At 35.4% G+C, this 22096-nt stretch carries 18 protein-coding genes; 9 read left to right on the forward strand and 9 right to left on the reverse strand.

Features of this window, described 5'->3' with window-relative positions; translation table 11 throughout:
• Positions 1-156 precede the first annotated feature (156 nt).
• From HNS40_RS19135 to HNS40_RS19150, 4 genes are all read left to right on the forward strand, one after another.
• Positions 157-936 (forward strand): hypothetical protein, encoded by a 780-nt coding sequence (locus tag HNS40_RS19135; protein ID WP_172283891.1) that lies wholly within the window; start codon positions 157-159, stop codon positions 934-936.
• A gap of 159 nt (positions 937-1095) precedes the next feature.
• On the forward strand, positions 1096-1560 hold the full coding sequence (bcp, locus tag HNS40_RS19140; RefSeq protein ID WP_172283893.1) for a thioredoxin-dependent thiol peroxidase: 465 nt from the start codon (positions 1096-1098) through the stop codon (positions 1558-1560).
• 16 nt (positions 1561-1576) lie between these two features.
• Entirely contained in the window at positions 1577-2608 is a 1032-nt protein-coding gene (gene recA / locus HNS40_RS19145) for a recombinase RecA (protein WP_172283895.1), read from the forward strand.
• Positions 2568-3617 (forward strand): lipopolysaccharide assembly protein LapB, encoded by a 1050-nt coding sequence (locus HNS40_RS19150; RefSeq protein WP_172283898.1) that lies wholly within the window; start codon positions 2568-2570, stop codon positions 3615-3617. Before recA ends, HNS40_RS19150 begins: the two co-directional genes overlap by 41 nt.
• A 9-nt stretch (positions 3618-3626) precedes the next feature.
• Here HNS40_RS19150 and HNS40_RS19155 read toward each other — a convergent pair whose 3' ends face one another.
• The 7 genes from HNS40_RS19155 to HNS40_RS19185 all read right to left on the reverse strand — a co-directional run bounded on the left by HNS40_RS19155 (position 3627) and on the right by HNS40_RS19185 (position 12004).
• Positions 3627-3968 (reverse strand): Hpt domain-containing protein, encoded by a 342-nt coding sequence (locus HNS40_RS19155; RefSeq protein ID WP_172283901.1) that lies wholly within the window; start codon positions 3966-3968, stop codon positions 3627-3629.
• Positions 3969-4092: 124 nt separating this feature from the next.
• Positions 4093-4314 (reverse strand): hypothetical protein, encoded by a 222-nt coding sequence (locus HNS40_RS19160; protein WP_172283903.1) that lies wholly within the window; start codon positions 4312-4314, stop codon positions 4093-4095.
• Positions 4315-4317: 3 nt separating this feature from the next.
• Positions 4318-6810: a ferrous iron transport protein B gene (gene feoB, locus HNS40_RS19165; RefSeq protein WP_172283906.1), complete on the reverse strand. Its 2493-nt coding sequence runs from the start codon at positions 6808-6810 to the stop codon at positions 4318-4320.
• Between the two features lie 330 nt (positions 6811-7140).
• Positions 7141-8292, reverse strand: coding sequence for an iron-containing alcohol dehydrogenase (locus HNS40_RS19170; protein ID WP_172283909.1), 1152 nt, complete (start codon positions 8290-8292; stop codon positions 7141-7143).
• Between the two features lie 425 nt (positions 8293-8717).
• Positions 8718-10076: a PAS domain-containing sensor histidine kinase gene (locus HNS40_RS19175; protein WP_172283912.1), complete on the reverse strand. Its 1359-nt coding sequence runs from the start codon at positions 10074-10076 to the stop codon at positions 8718-8720.
• A gap of 59 nt (positions 10077-10135) precedes the next feature.
• A complete protein-coding gene (locus HNS40_RS19180; RefSeq protein ID WP_172283915.1) occupies positions 10136-10513 on the reverse strand; it encodes a GxxExxY protein in 378 nt (125 codons plus the stop codon).
• Between the two features lie 126 nt (positions 10514-10639).
• The gene (locus tag HNS40_RS19185) at positions 10640-12004 is read right to left on the reverse strand and encodes a sigma-54 dependent transcriptional regulator (RefSeq protein ID WP_172283917.1); all 1365 of its coding nucleotides are present in this window, start codon (positions 12002-12004) and stop codon (positions 10640-10642) included.
• A 370-nt stretch (positions 12005-12374) separates the two neighbouring features.
• Between HNS40_RS19185 and HNS40_RS19190 the strand changes: the two genes are divergently transcribed.
• The 5 genes from HNS40_RS19190 to HNS40_RS19210 all read left to right on the forward strand — a co-directional run bounded on the left by HNS40_RS19190 (position 12375) and on the right by HNS40_RS19210 (position 20794).
• Positions 12375-14414, forward strand: coding sequence for a hypothetical protein (locus HNS40_RS19190; RefSeq protein WP_172283919.1), 2040 nt, complete (start codon positions 12375-12377; stop codon positions 14412-14414).
• Between the two features lie 332 nt (positions 14415-14746).
• On the forward strand, positions 14747-17260 hold the full coding sequence (locus HNS40_RS19195; RefSeq protein ID WP_172283921.1) for a T9SS type A sorting domain-containing protein: 2514 nt from the start codon (positions 14747-14749) through the stop codon (positions 17258-17260).
• Between the two features lie 69 nt (positions 17261-17329).
• Positions 17330-18187 (forward strand): nuclear transport factor 2 family protein, encoded by an 858-nt coding sequence (locus HNS40_RS19200; RefSeq protein WP_172283923.1) that lies wholly within the window; start codon positions 17330-17332, stop codon positions 18185-18187.
• Positions 18188-19141, forward strand: a complete 954-nt coding sequence (locus HNS40_RS19205) for a hypothetical protein (RefSeq protein WP_172283925.1) — start codon at positions 18188-18190, stop codon at positions 19139-19141.
• 6 nt (positions 19142-19147) lie between these two features.
• Positions 19148-20794 carry a T9SS type A sorting domain-containing protein gene (locus HNS40_RS19210; protein WP_172283928.1) on the forward strand — a complete coding sequence of 549 codons (1647 nt, stop codon included), beginning with the start codon at positions 19148-19150 and terminating at the stop codon, positions 20792-20794.
• Positions 20795-20796: 2 nt separating this feature from the next.
• Here the strand turns inward: HNS40_RS19210 and HNS40_RS19215 are convergent, their stop codons facing one another.
• Both HNS40_RS19215 and HNS40_RS19220 read right to left on the reverse strand, forming a co-directional pair.
• A complete protein-coding gene (locus HNS40_RS19215) occupies positions 20797-21501 on the reverse strand; it encodes a hypothetical protein (protein WP_172283930.1) in 705 nt (234 codons plus the stop codon).
• 20 nt (positions 21502-21521) lie between these two features.
• A complete protein-coding gene (locus HNS40_RS19220; protein WP_172283932.1) occupies positions 21522-21911 on the reverse strand; it encodes a HAMP domain-containing sensor histidine kinase in 390 nt (129 codons plus the stop codon).
• Positions 21912-22096: the final 185 nt, after the last annotated feature.

Here is a 22096-nt window from a genome sequence, read left to right on the forward strand (position 1 = left end):
TTCTTTAGATTTAACAGAAGGAATCATCGCCAATCAATTTTAGATAAAATCATTCAGAGATGCGTAGAGCATAAACCGATTGCTTACGCTTCGATTAAATTACACGAGACTTAAATGGGTAACCCTATATAATTATATAATATTAAACTGGTAATTATGAGTTATAAAAAGAAAATTAGTATCATATTATTTATTTTTTGTTCCCTTATAACATACGCACAAAATAAACATATTTATAAAGACCTACAGAATTATGGTAGGTTTGGTTTTTTAGTGGGACCAGCATTTTATCAAAAGGCAGAGGTGAAACCTGTTTTTGGTGAATATACTATTGAGCCCAAGATGGCCACCAGTTTTAATGCCGGCTTTCTTTACGATTTTCATCCCGATAAATTGTGGTCTTTTCAAACAGGATTTTATATAGCTCATGAACCTGCAGACTATACTGATGTACCACTTTATGCCCATGAATACCCAGGGCTTTCGGAGGATGATATCATTAGTAATCGTGAAAAAGCGGCTTTTAGTTGGTCTATTCCTATGACTATTAGGATTCAGAAAAGGCTTGGGAACAAACTATATGGGCAACTAAAAGGAGGACTTAGGTTAATGAATTTTCAGACAGGTTCCACATCAGGTAGTATAACAATAAACTCTGATGAGGAATCAAGGAGTACTGTTTTTTACATAGAATCAAGAACTCCTGAAACTAATTATTATGCAAGTCTTTTATTAGGTGGCGGTGTCAGCTGGGCTTCTAAATGGTTTCTGTTAAGAACTGATATTATGTATGTAGTAAACACACAGCCAACCTTAGAAGGTAGGTATATATTTACCAATATGATTTCAGACGATAGTGGTGGAGAAATAAAAATGTCCGGTAACCACTTTGCTCTTTGGTTAACTTTTCACATAAAACGATCAAAAGATAGATAGAGTTTCTTTTGTGCTACATCATTAAAATAAAGCCGATTCATAGAGTCGGCTTTTTGTTTTTAAACAACCTTTTTTTGATTAAATACTAATCATAAATAATGTATAAACACCGTCAAACTCAATAAATAATGTATTATATTTGTATCAAAATATTTACAAATGGTTGAATTAAAAGTTGGAGATTTGGCTCCTGATTTTAAGGGAGTTGACCAGGATGAGAATCCTATTTCATTTGCAGATTATAAAGGAAAAAAGCTGGTGGTATTCTTTTATCCAAAAGCAAGTACTCCTGGTTGTACTGCGGAGTCGTGTAATTTTAGAGATAACTATTCCGATTGGCAAGCAAAAGGCTATTCCATTATTGGTGTTAGTGCCGATTCTGTGAAACGTCAGAAAAACTTTGCCACTAAAAATGAGCTTCCTTATCCACTAATAGCCGATGAGAAAAAAGAAGTGATTGAAGCATTTGGTGCCTGGGGACCTAAGAAATTATATGGTAGAGAATATGAAGGAATCTATCGCTATACTTTTGTGATAGATGAGGAGGGTAAAATAGCACATATACTCCATAAGATAAAAACCAAAGAAGCTACCCAACAATTATACAAAGAACTAAGTCTATAATATCAAGAAACATAAAATGGCAAAAGAACAACAAGACGTTAAAAAGGAAAAGTTAAAAGCTTTACAACTCACTCTAGATAAGATTGAAAAATCATATGGTAAAGGTGCCATCATGAGAATGGGTGATGAAGCTATTTCTGAAATTGAATATATACCTACAGGGTCTATTGGTCTAAATGTAGCCCTAGGAATTGGTGGTCTTCCAAGGGGAAGAGTAGTAGAGATTTATGGCCCAGAGTCTTCAGGTAAAACCACACTGGCCATCCATGCCATTGCAGAAGCTCAAAAGGCTGGTGGTATAGCCGCATTTATCGATGCAGAGCATGCTTTCGATCGTTTTTATGCCGCAAATTTAGGTGTGGATATTGAAAACCTTTTCATCTCTCAACCAGATAACGGAGAGCAAGCTTTAGAAATTACAGAGAACTTAATTCGCTCTGGTGCTATTGATATTATTGTAGTGGATTCTGTAGCAGCACTTACTCCTAAAAGTGAAATAGAAGGAGAGATGGGAGACAGCAAAATGGGTCTTCAAGCTCGATTAATGTCTCAAGCTTTGCGTAAGTTAACAGGAACTATTAGTAAAACTGGTGCTACTTGTATTTTCATCAACCAGCTTCGTGAGAAGATTGGGGTGATGTTTGGAAATCCAGAAACTACAACAGGTGGTAATGCCTTGAAATTTTATGCCAGTGTTCGTTTAGATATCCGTAGAATTTCAGCTATTAAAGATCGCGATATGGTGGTTGGAAATAGAGTGAGAGTTAAAGTGGTGAAGAATAAAGTGGCTCCTCCATTTCGTCAAACCGAGTTTGAGATTACTTTCGGACAAGGGATTTCTAAAGTTGGTGAAATTGTGGATTTAGGTGTGGAATATGGTATTGTTAAAAAAGCAGGTTCTTGGTTTAGCTATGGAGATACTAAACTAGGTCAAGGTAGAGATGCTGTTAAAGCTTTATTGAAAGACAATCCTGAATTAGCCGATGAATTAGAACTAAAAATTATGGATGCTATTAATCCAAAACCAGAAACAGAGGATGAAGCATAAAAATATCGTTTACGTATTAGCTCTTTCGGTATTCTTTGGCTTTTCATGCCAAAATACAGAGCCAAAAGAGTCGGTGAGTCAACAAGAAGAAGTAGTTAAAACGCGTGTTTTAACTACTTTTGATTCTTTAAACCTGAATATTAGAGATGAGCCTAATAATCCGTTATTATATAATGACCGGGCCAATTTTTTTCTGATCACAGGAGAATATAATAAAGCTTTAGCTGATGTGAGTAAGGCTATTCAGCTTGATACTTTGAATCCAAGTATTTGGATCACTCTTGCCGATGTTTATTTTGCTAAAGAACGATTTGTAGATAGTAGAGCGATCCTTTTGAAAACTATAAAAATGGATCCTCAGAATACTGCTGCATTATTGAAACTGTCGAGGTTGTATTTCATTTATCAAGATTATAAGATATCGCTTCAATATGTAGATGATGCTTTGGCTATTGATCCCATGTTGGAAGATGCATACTTTTTAAAAGGAATGACTTATGCTGAGAAAGGTGATACCTCAAGTGCTATTTTCCAATATCAAAAAGCAGTTGAAGTCAATCCTGATTTTTACGATGCTTGGATTATGTTAGGTAACCTTCAGGCAGCAAAACAAAACCCATTAGCAGAGCAATATTATCAAAATGCTTTAGATTTAGATACCAATAACACCCACGCTATTTATATCATGGGTTTGTATTATCAAGATAATGGAAATCTGGGGGAGGCTGTTAGAAAGTACGAATCATTATTAGCCAAAGAAGAAAGCGAAAATGCATATTATAACTTAGGCTATATTAATTTGGTTTATTTAGAGGATTTTCCTCAAGCTATCATTTATTTTCAAAAAGCCTTGAATATTAATGAAGATTATTATGATGCCCTTTTTAATATGGCATTAGCCTTAGAATTAAGTGGTGATAAAGAGGATGCTAGAATTAAGTATAAGGAATTACTAAAAAAAGTGCCCAATCACGAAAAGGCACTTTCTCAACTTAATCAATTAGATTAATATCGTTTTTTAACTATATTCTCTACCTAAAGCTTCAAGTTCGTCAATTAGACTTTCTGAAGCTTTTTTTAGTTCTTCAAAGATTTCTTCTAATCCTGTGGAGTCGCCTTCTCTACCTTTTGATTCAAGTTGACGCGCAAACTCTTCAGTTTCTTTGTCAAAGAAATTGGCGGTAACCCCTTTCATGCTGTGTGCATTTTTGTATAAACTTTCAAGATCGTTTTCTTTAATGTTTTTTTCCAGATTAACCATTCTTTCTGGGTACTCTGCAATATATATATCAATGATTTCTTTTACAATTTCTCTATCGAAAATTTCGTAATTGGAATTAAATGTGGCTTTGTTTATCATAACATCTTAATATTTTAATGTAAAGTTAGTGAAAATTATTAAATATCAAAACTAAAATGATAAGCGTAATGATTTTTAAAAAAGGTGAGGAGAATAAGCTGATATCTGTGGATGAAAAATTGACTTAGCCATTCATTTTTTCATGGTCCACTTTTAATGGGTGTAGTATTTTTTTGTTGTTAGCAATAATTTTAACACTACAACTTCCGCAAGAGGAGGAGGCACACGAGCCGCAAGCTGATTTATTACTATCGTTTTTAAACATATCAAAGAAGCCAAAAAGCTTATAAAAAGTTAATCCGAAAGTTATAATCAATATCGCATAAACAATTATTTCTTGTATCATTTTTTAAAATATTAAGTGTCCTATTTGGTTGACAAGAAATGCGAGTATCCATGCTAAACCTGTGGTATAACTCATCATGAAGATGGCCCATTTCCAGCTGCCCGATTCTTTTTTAATAGCAGCAACGGTGGCTATACATGGGAAATATATTAATACGAATATGAGGAAAGCAAAAGCGGTAATAGGATCAAACACTTTTTGCCCTTTATTTGGTCCAAACTTATAGGTTTCCTCTTGTAATCTTTTTTGTAAAATTTCAGCTTCTTCATCAGGATCTGCTTGGTAGAGTACGCCTAATGTGCTTACTACTATTTCTTTGGCACTGGCTCCCGCTATTAAACTCACACTCATTTTCCAATCAAAGCCAAGTGGTTTCATGATGGGTTCAACCCCTTTTCCTAGCATCCCCAAATAACTCTTTTCTTGTAGTTCGGCTGCTTGTTCTTTTTTTAAGGTGATAAGCTGAAATTGATAATCTTCAATAATTTCTTTATTCCTTTCTAGGCTGATTACTTGTTCTTTTTGTGCAATTTGCTCTAGGTAATTCTTGCTGAATTCTACATCCCTTGGGAAATAGCTCAATGCCCAAATAATAATGCTGGCTACTAAAATGATTCCTCCCATTTTTTGCAAATATTGCCTGGTTTTAAACCACATATGCTTTAATGAGTTTCGCATGGTTGGAACTCGGTAGGGAGGAAGTTCCATTACAAAAGGGGAGTCCTCAGATTTAAATATGGTCTTTTTGAATATGATGGCCACTAATACTGCCAGTATGATTCCTATTGAATAGATGCTAAATAATACTGTACCCGGATTGTTTGGAAAAAAGGCTCCGATAATTAGTAAATAAACTGGTAAGCGAGCAGAACAAGACATAAAAGGATTGATGAGCATCGTTAACAATCTATCGTTACGGTTTTCTATGGTTCTAGTGGACATGATAGCGGGCACATTACAACCAAAACCCATTAACATGGGAATGAAGGAACGACCATGAAGGCCCATCTTATGCATCAGTTTGTCCATAATAAAGGCCACTCGAGCCATATATCCGGTATCTTCCATTAAGCTAATAAAAAAGAATAGAATGAGTATGTTGGGAAGAAAAACTATAACACCACCAACTCCACCGATTATGCCATCCACAATTAAATCTTTAAGCATCCCATCGGTCATTATCTGATTGAGGAAATTACTGAGGAAAGAAACACCAGTTTCAATCCATTCCATGGGATATTGTCCCACAAAAAAAGTAGAATAAAACATCAACCACATAAATCCTAAGAAAACCGGAAAGGCAAATATTTTGTTTAACAGGAAAGCATCGATGATATTCACGGTTTCCCATTTCTTGCTTTGACCTGGCTTAAGGGTTTCTTTTAATGCACCGCCAATAAATGCATATCGTGCATCAGCAATAATCGTTTCCGGCTCATCATCAAATTCATGTTGAAGTCTTTTTTGTTCGTGTTTTACCGTTTTAGTGATGGCTTTTACATTTCCTAGAACCTTTATTCTATCGAAGGAATGTTGGTCCTCCTCTAGTAATTTAATGGACAAGAACCTACTGCTCACTAAATTGGTCAAGTGATAGTTCTCAGGATTCTTAATCAATTTTTGAATATAGGAAATAGAATTTTCCAACTGTTTTCCATAATTGATATGAATATGGCGAACAAATGTATGCCTATCATGATAGACTTCAATCACAGTATTGAATAATTCTTCAATTCCTTTTCCTTTGAAACCAACAGTTGGAACCATGGGGATTCCAATCATTTTTCCAAGGGACTTATAATCAAATTCATCTCCCTTTTTCTCTAGTTCGTCAAACATATTAAGAGCAATGACCACTTTAATATCCATATCGATGAGCTGGGTGGTTAGGAAAAGGTTGCGCTCCAGATTTGAGGAATCTACTACATTAATCACCACATCTGGAGTTTCTTCGAAGATATAGTTTCTTACATAAAGCTCCTCAGGAGTATAATGAGTAATAGAGTAGGTGCCAGGAAGATCGGCAATATTGAACTGGTAGTCGTTTTGATAAAATCGAGCAGTTTTAGCATCAATGGTGACTCCGCTATAATTACCAACTCGTTCCCTCGAATTACTCGCAAAGTTGAACAAGCTCGTTTTACCAGAATTTGGATTTCCAACTAAAGCTACATTGATGATCTTATCTTTTCTGATATGACCTTTTTTACCTCTAGAGCCATCCTCTACCATTCCATGAAAGTCAGGCGATTTTACTCTACCTGGTTCATCTTCCATCATCACATCAATAAGCTGGGCTTCTTGTTTTCTTAGACTCACATCATAATCCATGATGCTATAGTCTACAGGGTCGAGGAGGGGAGCTGATTTGAGAGAGGTAACTTTTTTTCCGACTACAAAACCCATTTCTATGATCCTGGTTCGAAAGGCACCACGGCCGCGAACTTTAACAATAATGGCGCTTTCGCCTTGTTTTAAATCGTAAAGGGTTTTCATCAGCTTCGAAAATATACGCGAAAATAGATCTTATTAAGACAGATTATAAAGAAAGCTTTCAAAATACCTACTTTTAGGTATGGGAAATTGATTTTTTTGATAAGATTATCGTGGGGAGTAATTCAAAGAAGCCTAAAATTCCGCGAAGGAATTGGTGCTATTTTATTTTGTATTTTTTGAGGTTTCTTTGAGTATTTGTGTCAGATATGAGCTAATTATCTGAAACTGTGGCCTCATTTAATGTCGTATTGAGGTTAATAATTGTAGGTTTAAAAAAAGGCTAAAAACCTTTTAGTTTTTAGCCTTTTAATCTTTTGTAAGATTATAGGATTATAGTTGTGATTTTAAAATCATTTCCACTTTCTCAGCGGTTACCAATCCTTTTTCTCCAAGTTTAATTTCGTTTCCTTTGGCTAGGTTTTCAATGATGGCAGGAATATCTTCTTCTTTAATATCATATTCTGATAACTTAGTTTTCACACCTAAGCTCTGGAAGAATTTTTCAGTTTTTTCAATTACCAATTCTACACTAAATTCCTCATTGCTGATATTATAAACATTACGAGCAAATCGACGGATTTTTTCTTCTTTAGCTTCAAACATAATGCGCATCATTCCTGGCATCACAACAGCTAAAGTTTGTGCATGATCTAAACCATGTAAAGCAGTAATCTCATGCCCAATCATATGAGTGGCCCAATCGTGAGGCACACCTAAACCAATAATTCCATTTAATGCAGATGTAGCTGCCCACATGACATTAGCTGCAACATCATAATCAAAATCTTCTAAAACATATCTTTCACCATAACAGAGGAGGGTTTTTAATACTCCTTCGGCCCAATGGTCTTGAATGCTGGCTTCATTTGGAAAAGTTAAATATTGTTCTAAAACATGGATATAGGCATCAACAACACCATTTGCCTTTTGGCGTTTCGGAAGGCTTTCCATCACATTAGGGTCTAGAATAGAAAACTGAGGATAGGAAAGAGGATGAAGGAATGCCAGTTTCATTTTTAATTCTCTTCTGCTTACTACGGCGCCCATATTCATTTCACTACCCGTTGCAGGAAGCGTTAATACGCCTGCTAATGGAACAGAACATGTGATAGGAGCTCCTTTGGCAAGAATGTCCCAAGCATCTTCCCCTTCATATTTTGCTGCTGCTGCAATGAATTTTGTTCCGTCCAATACACTTCCACCACCCACAGCCAAAAGGAAATCTATATTTTTTTCCTTAACCACATTTGCGGCCTTCATTAATGTTTCGAACTCTGGGTTGGCTTCGATGCCACCAAACTCGTAAGTCTCGTATCCTTTAAGGGCTTGTTTTACTTGTTCATAAACACCATTCTTCATAATGCTCCCTCCTCCATAAGTAATGAGGACTTTTGCAGTTTTAGGAATTTCGTTGGCTATTTTACTAATGCTACCTGCTCCAAAAATAATTTTAACAGGATTTCTATATTCAAATGAGTACATAATATTTAATTTTTATGCAAAAATAGGGAATTATATAGGCTGTAATTTGTCTGAAACTTTCATTTTTGCGCTTTTAAGATTTTTTAAAGATATCGACTTAATAATATTATGATTTTTAATGAATAGTGAAAGCTATAACTCAAAGTGGCTAAAGTTGTCAGGGCTTCAATCCCCTTTGGGGCTTTTGATCCCTTTAGAGATGAGTAAAGGATGATAGCCTTGAGCTAGGAAAGGATAGCGTCCTTGGTTTTTGAATGATTAACAAAAGTCCTACCATAAAGTGCCCGAAGAGTTTCTCAAAGTTTCACGAAGGAATTAATGCTTTTTTAATGTAGGCTTGTTTTGTTATTTTTATTCTTTGTGGATACCCGTGTATTCTTTGAATCCCTCTGTGTAATAGCTTCTAAATCTAGTAATTGGTGAACCTAAGTCTTTGCATTATGATTAATAACGAAGCAAGTAAACCCTTCTTCTTTTTCTGTCACATAAATATCACCATCCATTTTCAGCATGATTTGTTTACTTAAACTCAGACCAACACCGGTTCCATCTTCTTTGGTAGTGAAGAATGGAACAAAAATCTGTTCTTTTATTTCTGGAGGAATACTTGGTCCATTATTAGAAATCTCAATGCTGGTTTGTGTTCCTGTTTGTTGAAGACTTATTTTTAGAATAGGATTTTTAATTTCTGACTGAATCAAACTTTCATAGGCATTTTTGAGAATATTATGTATCACCTGAGAAATCAATTGCGCATCGGTTTCTATAAATACTTTCTTGGGGATTTTGAATTGAACTTTTATTTGATCGAAATGTGGATAGGTTCCCACTGCCAATAATGCACCTGTTAATACCTCCGAAATATCGGTAGAATGAATTTCCGGTTTTGGTAATTTGGTGAACTTTCGATAATTCTCCACAAACTTCATTAATCCACTACTGCGATCTTGAATCACATTGAGCCCTTTGATGGTATTGGCAATAGTTTTTGGACTGAGTTCCTCCACTTCAATAGCTTGATTTTCTTTTTTATAATAGCTAGAAATCACCTGAGATAAGGTAGTGATGGGTGCAATATTATTCATGATTTCGTGAGATAAAGTACGAGCTAGTTTTATCCAGGCTTCTACTTCGCCATTGTCTAATTCTTTGGTGATATCGCTAACCGCAACTAACCTGATCCTCTCGTTTTGGGTTTTAATTTCAGAGAGCTTGAAAAGCAACTTTTGCCCAAACTGATTTTCAAAAATAGCCGAATTTTGATCTAATGGATGATGGGTGAGGAACTTGGGTAAGGCTGCATCGATATGTCTAAAGGTATTTACATGATGAAACTCATAAAGTTGAGTGAGTTTGGTGGCGGCAGAGTTGATATTGATGATTCTATTATTTCCATTGATAGAGAAAAGTCCGGTGGCCGATTGTTTTATCACCTTTTTAAAATACTGTTCTTGTGTATTGATTTCTATTTTAGCACTTTTAAAAATATCGTTCAGACGGTTCATCCCTTTATAAACATCATCGATAGATTTATTACCCGATTTTGGAGGAGGTTTTAAAGTGGTATCCTCGTTTTCAATACCTAGAAGGAAAAAGGCCATCCAACGATTGATATTATTAAAGTATTTAATGAGCAAAACAACAGTTATCACAAGAAGCACGAGTAGGGCAGAGGCTATCCAATAATTCTGTTCTATGAGGACATAATAGGTCCCAGCTATGCTCAGGCTAATAATAAAGAACAAGCGGAGGGTGATGTGTATGTAGAAGTTTTTATTTGACATTTCTCTTTTTTTTATTTCCATGCAAAGAGCGCAAAAGGTCTCGCTAAAATCGCAAAGGATTATAGGTCATTTACAATTCTGTGGATATTATGTTTTAATGTTTTTGAATTGAAGTTAATCAACAATCCTAATTTGTGACCAGATAGCTTTAAATAGGTCAGAACTTGAGTGTGATGAACAGGTAGTAAATTCTCAACTGCTTTGATTTCGACGATTACTTTGTTTTCAACTAACAAGTCTATTCTGTATCCAACTGCTTGTCTCACATCTTTATAAATAAATGGTAAGGCGAGTTGTTGTTGTACATCAAATCCAATTTCTCTTAAATCATGGACCAGTGCATTTTCATAGGCCGATTCTAATAAACCTGGTCCAACTGCTTTGTGAGTTTCTATGGCTGCACCAATACACTTGTATGAAATATCATTTTCGTCCATCATGTTGGTTTTTAAATTCTTAATTTCCTAATTCTTGTTTTTTGTTTTTTCTTTGCGTTTTTCGCATGGTTTTTCCTTTGCATACTTTGCGTGGAATTTTCTTTTGCGCGCTTTGCGTGGAATCTTCTATAAGCCGTATTTCTTCAATTTACTATACAAAGTAGGTCTAGTAATTCCCAAGTTCTTGGCTACCATGCTCATATTTCCTTTGGCTTTCTTTAGACTTGCCTTTATCATTTTCTTTTCCATCTCCTCAAGAGTTCCCATCTGGAATCCTCCAGAATTAGTTTCTTGCTCCTCATTAAGACTGAAGCTAAACTCGTCCAGCTTCGACTTTTCGGCTAGGATAACTACTTTCTCCATACAATGTTGTAGCTCTCTCACATTTCCGGGCCAATTATAGCTCAGTAGTTTTTTCTCTGCTTTATCACTTAGGCTAAAAGCAGGCTTGCCATATTTTTGAGCATATTTATTGAGGTAGAAATGAGCGAGTAGGATGGCGTCATTGCCTCTTTCCCTCAAAGGAGGAAGCTCAATATTTATCGTGTTAATTCTGTATAGAAGATCTTCTCTAAATTCACCATCCTCCACCATCTTATTAATGTCTTTATTGGTGGCAGAAATCAATCTAATGTCAATTGGAATGGCTTGATGACTTCCGATTTTAGTGATGGTTCTATTTTGAAGTGCAGTAAGTATTTTTGCTTGCATAGCCAATGATAGATTCCCTATTTCATCTAAAAATAGACTTCCTCTTTGTGCGGCTTCAAACTTTCCACTTCGGTCTTCTTTGGCATCTGTAAAAGCGCCTTTTTTATATCCAAAAAGTTCGCTCTCAAATAAAGATTCACTTACGGCTCCCATATCCACAGTCACTAAAATCTCATCTTTGCGTTTGGATAGGCGATGGATTTCTCGAGCCACCAGTTCTTTACCTGTTCCATTTTCTCCAGTGATAAAAATATTGGCATCGGTTTTGGCTACCTTTTCTATCATGCTCATCACTGATTTTATGCTATCCGATTGACCAATGATGGAATAAGAATTGGCATTTAATTCATTCTTTAAAAGGTAAGTGGTTTTTTGGAGTTTGGCATTCTCTAATTTGGTTTTTCTGAGCTTGATACTGGCATCAATGGTGCTCAATAGTTTGTTATTATCCCAAGGTTTTAAAATAAAATCGAAAGCACCCACTTTCACCGCTTTCACTGCCAGCTCCACATCGCCATAAGCGGTAATTAATATCACAGAAATACTGGGGTCCAGCTTCTGAATTTCTTTAAGCCAGAATAATCCTTCGTTTCCAGTGTTTATTCCGGTTTTAAAATTCATATCCAATAATACTACATCAATTTGATTTTGTTGGATGGTGGAGATTAATGTGTTGGGATTGCTGAGCGTATATACATCGTCAAACTCAGTGAGTAATAGCATTTCTAGGGACTCTCTCACGCCTCTGTTGTCATCAATGATTAGAATTTTCTGTGGCATAATGAATGGGTTGTTAATGTATCCATACAAAAATACACATTTGAGAAATAGGCTAGACTAGAGTGTAAAAATATTTTACAGTTATTTTGAGATGTTGAACTTTTAAAATGATGAATGCTTTGGCCTTAAGTAATCTTTGAACATGGTTTTTGCTATAACCTATTAATTGATTTTTTGTTGATATCCAATAATCCATTAAGCAGAAATGAAAATTATAAAAGCTTAAGGTTACATGTTTGGTGTTGTAGTGTGCCGTAAGTCAGTAAATAGTGATTTTAGTAATTTGGAATGATTACGTATTATCGAATTGCTCAAAATTCTCTTTTTAGCATGAAAAAAAAACTAATTTTGTTGTTCAAAATCAAATAAAATGCAACAAAAAACAGCTCTTATTTTGCTAGTATTGACGGGTTTATTCCTCGTTAACTTTAGCCATGCAGGAAATAAAAAATCAACAATTTCTAACGGAAAGATAGAATCTGTGATTAAATCAATTCAGGAAAAACAGTCAAATGCAGATGCCTTTCTACTCAAAAAAGGCGTAGTACAAGTGGCCAGGCTTTGGAGAGAAAGTGATGGGAGTGCTGAAGAGTTTCAATCCTTCTGTGAGGAAAATTATGTAGCCAATCCTGAGGAGCGTAAACAATTATTTTTGCGTTTCGATAGACATTATGAAGTATTGTGGGGAAATCTACTCAAGTTGCAATTAGAGTTAAACGAGCCCAATCACATGGATATTGGGGAGTTGACCGATGTGGATATGATGTTTGCCGCTTATAATCCCCAAGCACATTTGGCTGAAGATTTATTTGCCAATAAAATAGCATTTGTTACTGCTTTAAATTTTCCAGAATTGAGTTTAGACGAGAAAAACGATTTGGGAAAAGATTGGGATAGTTTAGATTGGGCTTATGCTAGAATAGGTGATGTATTCACTTCGCGTATTCCAGCTTCTTTATTACAAGCACGTTCTAATGCGGCTACTACATCAGATGCTTATATTTCTGAGTATAATATTTTCATGGGTCATGTTATAGGTAAGGATGGAAAAAAACACTTTCCTGAGGATATGAAATTAATCACCCATTGGAATCTTCGCGATGAGTTAAAATCTAATTATAGTACTGAAAATGGTCAGTATAAACAAGAAATGATCTATTTGGTGATGAAAAGAATCATTGACCAAAGTATTCCTCAAGCTGTAATTAACTCTCCTGAATATGATTGGGACATCATTAATAATACAATATCGAAGAAAGGTAAAAATGTGACTTCTGAGTCAGAACCAGATACTCGTTATCAGCAATTGCTAAACAACTTTTTAACGACAAAAGCTTTAGATGAATATTACCCGGCTTATCCAACTTATGTGGAGCGTCGTTTTTCTGGAAACATGGAAATTCCTCAGGAAGAAGTGGAGCGTATCTTCATTGATTTAGTATCCTCAGAAGAAGTAAAGGATTTAGCCAAATTGATTAAGAAGCAATTGGGCCGTGATTTGCGTCCTTACGATATTTGGTATAATGGATTTAAGGCGCAAAGCTCATTAAGCGAAGCTGAATTAAATGAGATTACCCAAGAAAAATATACAAACCCTAAGGCTTTTGAAGCTGATATGCCTCGTATGTTGCAAGATTTGAAATTCTCTGAGGAGCAAGCCAATTTCTTAGCCTCAAAGATTCAAGTGGATGGTTCTAGAGGAGCAGGACATGCATGGGGAGCAGAAATGAAAGCAGAGAAAGCCAGATTAAGAACCAGAATTGGTGCCGAAGGAATGAACTATAAAGGTTATAATATTGCGGTTCATGAGTTTGGTCATAATGTAGAGCAAACTATCACACTACACGATGTGGATTATTATATGTTGCGTGGCGTACCAAATACAGCTTTTACTGAGGCTTTAGCTTTTATCTTTCAAAAGCGCGATTTAGAATTGCTTGGATTGGAAGAAAAGAATGCTGCAAAAGTGCATTATATGGCATTGGCTAATTTATGGAGCTGCTATGAAATTATGGGTGTTTCTTTAGTAGATATGGCTGTTTGGGAATGGATGTATGCCAATCCAAATGCAACAGCAGCAGAACTAAAAGTTGCAGTTATTGATATTGCAAAAGAGGTGTGGAATAAATACTTTGCTGAAAAATTTGGAGTAAAAGATGAGCCAATCCTGGCTATCTATTCCCACATGATAGACAATCCTCTTTATCTTTCGGCTTATCCAATTGGTCAGTTAATCGATTTCCAAATTGAGCAGCAAATAGAAGGAAAGGTATTCGCAGACGAAATCAATAGGATTTATTCGGTCGGTCGTTTAACGCCAAAATACTGGATGGAAAATGCAGTGGGAAAAGAATTATCTACTAAGCCTTTGTTAAAAGCATCTCGTGGAGCTTTAGAGTTTTTAAAGTAAAATATCTAGTTTTAGGTATAGATAATCAATACTGTTCAAAATAAGTTTCATATTATAAAAAGATTCTTCACTTCATTGCATTTCGTTAAGAAGGACAATGTATTAGAATATGACACCTTGGAAGAATGGGCTTTATTTTTTCAATGGCAAAATCAAACCCATTCTTCCAGTTTCCTTAGCAAAACAGTTGTCACTCCGATGCGTAGCGAGGAGTCTTTTGTAATTATTAGGACGCTATTGATAAATAATATAGGGTGGTCTTCTATTTGAAGATTACCCTTTTTTTTGTGGCGGTTTTTTTGACTAAATTTGAGCTCTAAACATAGACTATCATGCGATACAAGATTTTAATTTCCTTAATTTTAGTTTCAGCTTCTGTTTTCTTATGGAAATCTTTTGAAGAATTTGAAAAGAGTTCTCAAAAGCAAATGGAATATAAACCTATAGATTGGTTTTATCAGCAAAGGGCTTTCCCTAATGGCGACATCAATAGAGATGCTTATCAGGCCGCTTTGAAGCAAAGTTCATCGATGCATAAGAATCCCACCAAGAGTTTGGGGACATGGGAATTGGCAGGCCCGGTAAATGTGGGTGGTCGATTAACGGATGTAGAAATAAATCCACTAGATGAGAATGTAATTTATATTGGAGCAGCCAGTGGAGGAGTCTTTAAATCTAATAATGCAGGCCTGTCCTTTGCTCCTATTTTCGATGAGAGTTTGAGCTTGTCCATTGGTGATATTGCTTTAGCACCTTCAAATCCAGATGTGATTTATGTAGGAACTGGCGAGGCCAATCCTGGAGGAGGTTCTTTAGCTTACGATGGTAATGGCATGTATAAAAGTGCTGACGGAGGAGATTCTTGGTCGCATATTGGTTTAGATGAGATAGGATCGGTTGGACGAGTAGTGGTTTCCCCAAATGATCCAAATACGGCTTATGTGGCTGCTATGGGTTATTTGTTCGAGAACAATGCAGAGCGAGGCGTTTTTAAAACCACTGATGGAGGGGCTAATTGGGAGAAGGTTTTGTTTATTAATGATTCCACTGGAGCTATCGATTTAGCTATACACCCGACTAATCCTGATATTATATATGCTGCTACTTGGGAGCGCGTTAGAAGATTGGAGTTTTATACTTATGGAGGTGAAGGCTGTGGGATTTACAAAAGTGAAGATGGCGGAGAGAACTGGGAAGAATTAGACAGTGGATTGCCTTCAGGAATTAATGTGGGTAGAATCGGAATCGGAATTTCACAAAGTGAACCGGATATCTTATATGCGATTTATGCGGATAGTCCTGGATATTTTGAGGGAATGTATAAAACTGAAAATGGTGGCGATTCTTGGTCTCAAACCAATGATGGAAATATGACTGATCTATACGCTAGTTATGGTTGGTGGTTCGGAAGGTTAAAAGTAGATCCTCAAGATGCTGATATAGTGTATGCTATTGGGTTTTATTTGTATAAAACTGAAAATGGGGGGAGCAATTGGTTTGATATTACCAATGATGTTCACGTGGATCAGCATGAAATTGCGATATCTCCAACAAACTCTAATTTGGTTTACTTGGGTAACGATGGTGGCTTATATAAATCAGATGATGGTGGAAATAATATGATTCATCATGAGAATTTACCTATCACACAATTTTACACCACAGCCATTGATGCTCTTGAACCGCAACGATTATATGGAGGAGCCCAAGATAATGGAACCAATAGAACTTATAATGGAGCCATTGATAATTGGAATAGAGTCTATGGAGGGGATGGCTTTTATTGCCTGATCGATCCAGAGGATAATAAATATGTTTATGCTGAATATCAATATGGAAATTTAGCTCGTTCTACAAATTTTGGCAACTCCTTTTACTCGGCTATCGAAGGGATAAGCAGTTCAGATAGAAAAAACTGGAATACACCAGTGGTGATGAATCCTCAAAATCCATCCTCATTATATTATGGTGCTAATAGAGTATACAAATCAACCAATAGAGCTCAAAATTGGCAATTGTTTTCTGGGGAACTTTCCAATGGGGAAGGAAGTGGAAATCAAAAATACGGAACCATTACTACTTTGGCCGTTTCACCAGTTGATACCAATATTGTATATGCGGGTACTGATGATGCTAATGTTTGGGTAACCCTGGATAATGGTAACCTTTGGACTAAAATAAGTGATGATTTGCCACAGCGATGGATTAGTAGAGTTGTGGCAGATCCGGAATTTTCTAATATTGCTTATGTCTGTCTCTCAGGATTCAGAGAGAATGAATACTTGGCACATGTTTATAAGACTGAAGATTTTGGAGCAAGCTGGGAAGCTATTTCAGAAGGATTACCTAATGCACCAGTAAATGATATGGTGATTTGGAAGGGCAGTATTGACAGATTGATTGTAGCTACCGATGTTGGTGTCTTTTATCAAAATGAAGATTCGGAGGAGTGGCATGTTTTCGCTGAGGGTTTACCCTTGGTTCCTGTAACAGATTTGGCTCTAGATTTTGCTTCCGGAACTATAGCGGCAGCAACTTATGGGCGCTCCATGTATAGAATAGAATTATCAGTTGGGCTTGATGAAATTGAATTAGGCTCCTCTGATTTCGAATGGCAGGTTTTTCCTAACCCTATTCATCAAGATTTTCAAATTTCTATAGCGGATTTTAATACAGATAATTATTTCAAAATCTATAATATGAGTGGACAGCTAGTATATTCTAGTGTCTTAGAATCCTCAAAAAAAATATTTAATACTAATAATATTGGTCTAAGTAGTGGCGTTTACCTATTTGAGCTAACAATGAATGAACAAGTTAGTAGTCGAAAACTGATTATTGAGTAGTTCTTGTTTATTATTGGACTGCAAAATGATTAATTAATATATTTGTGAATCGACAAAAAAAGAACCCTGATGAATAAATTTACCATTTTGATTTTCTTATTTGCATGCCAATTTTCTTGGGCGCAGAGTTTTCAAGAACCAACTATAGAGCAAAATGTGCTGAGGATTATCGAAGACTTCAATGCACATGTCAATAATAAAAATCTCATTGAAATAGATTTATATTTAATGGATAATGCCCAACTCAGTAGAATACAACATTTGAAAGCTGATCTGCAATTAACACAGATTACACCAAATGAATTGGCCAATAAAAACTGGGTTTCAAAGCGATATGAGTTTGTTCCTCAGGTAGATGTGCGCTCTTCTTTTGCTAGTGTTTATGGTTATTATACAGCCTTTGATACCAATGGAGTGAAGAAATGTGGGACCGATTATTACCAGCTTTTTCAACAAAAGGGGAGATGGAGAATTATTGCCTATACAGAGACTATTTATAATACCTGTAAATCCATCGAACCCAGAAAAACAGAGATTAGTTTAATTAATAATACTTTAGATGAATGGCATGGGTTGGCAGCTGTTGGTGATTCTACTTATTTTGATTATTTTAGTAGTGGCAGTTTTTATTTAGGTACGGATCCTAAGGAAGTCTGGAGCTTACAAGGTTTTAAAGATTTTGCAATGCCACATTTTAGACGTGGTGCTGCTTGGAGTTTTAAAAATAAAAGTAGAAATGTTCACTTGGGTGATTATGGGCATTATGCTTGGTTCGATGAAAAGTTGGATACTTGGATGGGTTTGTGCAGAGGAAGTGGTGTGATGGAAAAACAATCTGATGGCTGGAAAATTAAATTCTATAGTCTTACTGTCTTAGTTCCCAATAGTAAAATTAATGCATACATAAAAATCCTAAATAACGATTAAATGACTTATTTTTACCGCTTTGTCGTCCTTTTACTTCTCATTAGTTCATGCTCCAATCCTATTGAGGAGGGTTTGTTTATGAGATCTTCTGTAATCATAGAAACTATTCCTTCCGCATCGGGTGTCATATGCGATGAGAGCCACATATGGTTGGTAGGAGATGATGTAGCACCATTATTTGAAGTTAATAATAAATTAGAAGTAGTAAATCAATATACCCTTTCTAAAATCAATAATAAGGTTGATGGAAGAATCTTGAAATCCTTAAAAGCCGATTTTGAGAGTATGGATATTTCTGGAGATGAGATTATTGTTCTAGGTAGTGGAAGTAAAGAGATAAGCAGAGATACCGCATTTGTTTTTAATAAGAAAACAAGAATGCTCATGTCTAAAAAATCTATTCGCCCCTTATTTGATGTATTTATTCAACTTGGGAATTATGATAGCCTGTCAAGTATAAATATCGAAGGTTTAACCTCTTGTTCAAATTATTTCTATTTATTGCAACGTGGAAATATCGGTGACCATAATGATATATTTCGTATTTCGAAACCAGATTTTCTAAGTTATTTATATGGAGGGGATTTGCCTCTGGTGGAAATATATCATTTTCAATTACCAATGATTGAGGAATATATGAGTGGATTTTCAGGTGCATGTATTTCACCTGATGAGAAGTTTTTAATATTTACTTCCTCAGTTGAGTCTACTTTAGATGTATACCACGACGGGGAAGTGTTAGGGAGTTTTATTGGAATGATTCCACTGCAAGGGGTGAATGCACTTAATCAGATAAAATCATGGCCCGTTAAAGAAAATGAATTGTTTATAAAAACAAAACTAGAATCTGTTTGTGTTAAAAACCAAGAACATCAGCTATATGATTTACTCTGTGTGAGCGATAATGATGATGGCAAGAGTGGAATCTACGAATTTACATTAATAGTAAAATAAGGAATTATGAAATATATAAAGTCCTATCTAGGCTTTTTAGCCATTTTGAGTTTGTCAGTTTTTAATGGTGGCTTTGCGCAAGTTAGCCATGGAGGCCAACCTTACTCCTTTACCCATCAACTCGAAACGCCAATTGCGGTGATGCCGGATGCTAGTGCTTTAATAAGATTAAACTTTGACGAAGGAAAAGATTGTTCAGGGCTTGAATTTGCTCGTTTCCTTCCTCTAAATATTTCTTTAACTAGTGATGATTGGCAGATAAACAATCTTCCAAATGGAGACAGAATATACCAATTAAGCATTAAATCAAAAGGGGCTTTAGGTATTGGTGTATATTTCAATAATCTATTCATTCCAGAAGGAGGGGAGCTTTTTATTTATTCTCCAGACCATCAGCAATATATTGGTTCTTTCAATCATTTGAATAATAAAGAAAATAAAATTTTAGCCACTGAATTTCTTTATGGCGAAGAGGTTATTATCGAATATTTTGAACCAAAGAATAAAGTAGGGCAGTCACATTTTACTGTAAACGAAATATTACATGCTTATAGAGGAGTTAGAGAAGTTGATGAAGAGAAAGGTTATGGAGGTTCTGGTGATTGTGAAGTGAATGTAAATTGTCCAGAAGGCAATGGTAAAAAAGATCAACGAGATGCCGTGGTTCGTATCCTCATTAAAAAAGGATCTGCTGGATTATGGTGTACCGGTTCATTAATTAATAATACCAGCGAAGACAGAACGCCTTATATCATTACTGCTGATCATTGTGGTAAAGCCTCTTCCGATGAAGATATGGAACAATGGATCTTTTATTTCCATTACCAGAGTTTAACTTGTGAATTTCCTGATGAAGAGCCGGAGCATCAAAGTGTTGAAGGTTGTGAAAAAATTGCAGCGAGTTCTAATGCAGACATCCTTGGTTCCGATTTCTTTTTGGTGAAGATTACTCAAGATATCCCATTAGATTATAATCCTTTTTTTATAGGATGGAATAGAGATGGTTTGGGAAGTAATTCAGGCTATACCATTCATCATCCTGATGGTGACATTAAAAAGATTTCTATTTATGAAGAACCTTTAGTTAGTGCAAGTTATAGTTCGTCAGGAATTACAAATGCTTATTGGCAAGTGGTTTGGGCTGAAACAGAAAGTGGTCATGGTGTTACAGAAGGAGGTTCTTCTGGTTCCCCCATTTTTGATCAAAATGGATATTTAATTGGAACTTTAACAGGAGGGCAAGCTGCTTGTTCTAATTTAACGGGTCCTGATTTTTATGGAAAAATAAGTGTGCATTGGGAAGATAATGGAACAGCAGATGATGAGCAATTAATGCCTTGGTTAGATCCTTTAAATTCTGGGATAGAGAAAATGTCAGGGACCTATTTAGGCCTAGATGAAAAGGATCTCATTCAAACAGATCTTTTTAGTCTTTTTCCTAATCCAGCACAAGAATCGGTGACTTTGTATTTTAAAGAAGATTATAGAGATTTGAGCATTCAGCTTTATGATATAAAAGGGTCGCTTGTGAATGAGACCATGCAGAATGGAAATAGTCAAGTTATACCTACTGACCATCTCATGAATGGAGTGTATTTTATTAAAGCCACTAATAGCAAGTCAAGTCAAACGATACGATTTTTAAAGAACTAGTTTTACTTTATCTTCTCTTTAAAACTATAATCCATTTCGCTCCATGGTTTTGGTCTCTTATGGCTTAATGTCCTTTTTATAAGCTCCTCAAAAGTATGGGAATTTTGTTCTTGAGTAAGATGGATACACTCTAGATATCTGGAGAAACACATCCTTCTACCTTCAAAGCCTTGGCTAATGGGGTAATTAATATCTTCTTGTATCACTATCCATTTAATAGAATAGAGGAGCTCTTCGAGATCTAAATCTATTTTGTTTCCCAATTCATTATAATACTTTGAGCCATGATATTGTTTTACGAGTTTTAGGAGTTGAGGAGTGGGAGGAGTAGGCCTATAGTTCAGAAGAGTTTTGACCTTTTTAATTTCTATCCTTCCTGTTTGACTCAGTTCCATTAAAACATCACTAAGTTTCTCTGCATCTATCTTTCCATGGAGGATTTTATTATAAATATCAACTAAGATATTCGAATGTGATAAAGAGGTCTCTTTTCCCTTTCTATCCAAATCAATTCTGTAATCGTAGATTATTTTTGATCCTTTAAATTTAGATTTATAACCTGGGAAGGAAACAGAAATGATAGAATGGTTTTCACAAGTTTCTAATTTTATAAATTTGCTATTAAATTGGGATAATGATAGTGATTTCCCAAAATCATTTTTCTTAAAATTATCTTCTAAATATTTTTGTAGTAGTGAATAGCTCATTATTACAGTCTAGCTTGTTCTTATTGAATTGTATTAGGAGAGGGGATTTTAATAATAAATAAACTTCCTTTTCCTACTTCGCTCTCTACCTCTAAACTCCCACCATGTTTTTTTATGAAATCATAGCATAGATATAGTCCCAGGCCACTTCCTCTTTCGCCTCTTGTACCATTGGTGCTAATATTTTGTGTATTTACGCGGAAAAGCTGTTTTAGCTTATCTTGTTCTATACCAATACCACTATCTTTAATTTCAATAATGAGTTCGTGATTGTCTATTTTGGATAAAATTGATATTTCGCCTTCCTCTTGGGTGTATTTTATGGCATTATTAATCAGGTTCCTAATAACCAAATTAATCATTTCTTTGTCAAATTTTGCTGTGATATCGTTCTCACATTTGTTGACCATTTTAATTTTCTTAATCCGGGCACTTTCCTTAAATAACTGAAGTTTCGCACCGTTATATACTGAGCATTTTAGAGAAAAAATGCAGCATGAAACCTTGGGAATCCCTTGGTTTTATTGTATCTTTAGGTTACCACACAAAAAGTACAAAACATGCTACATTACGAAGATATCTCAAAAACAGAAGA

The organism is Lentimicrobium sp. S6, from assembly GCF_013166635.1.
GTDB lineage: Bacteria > Bacteroidota > Bacteroidia > Bacteroidales > UBA12170 > UBA12170.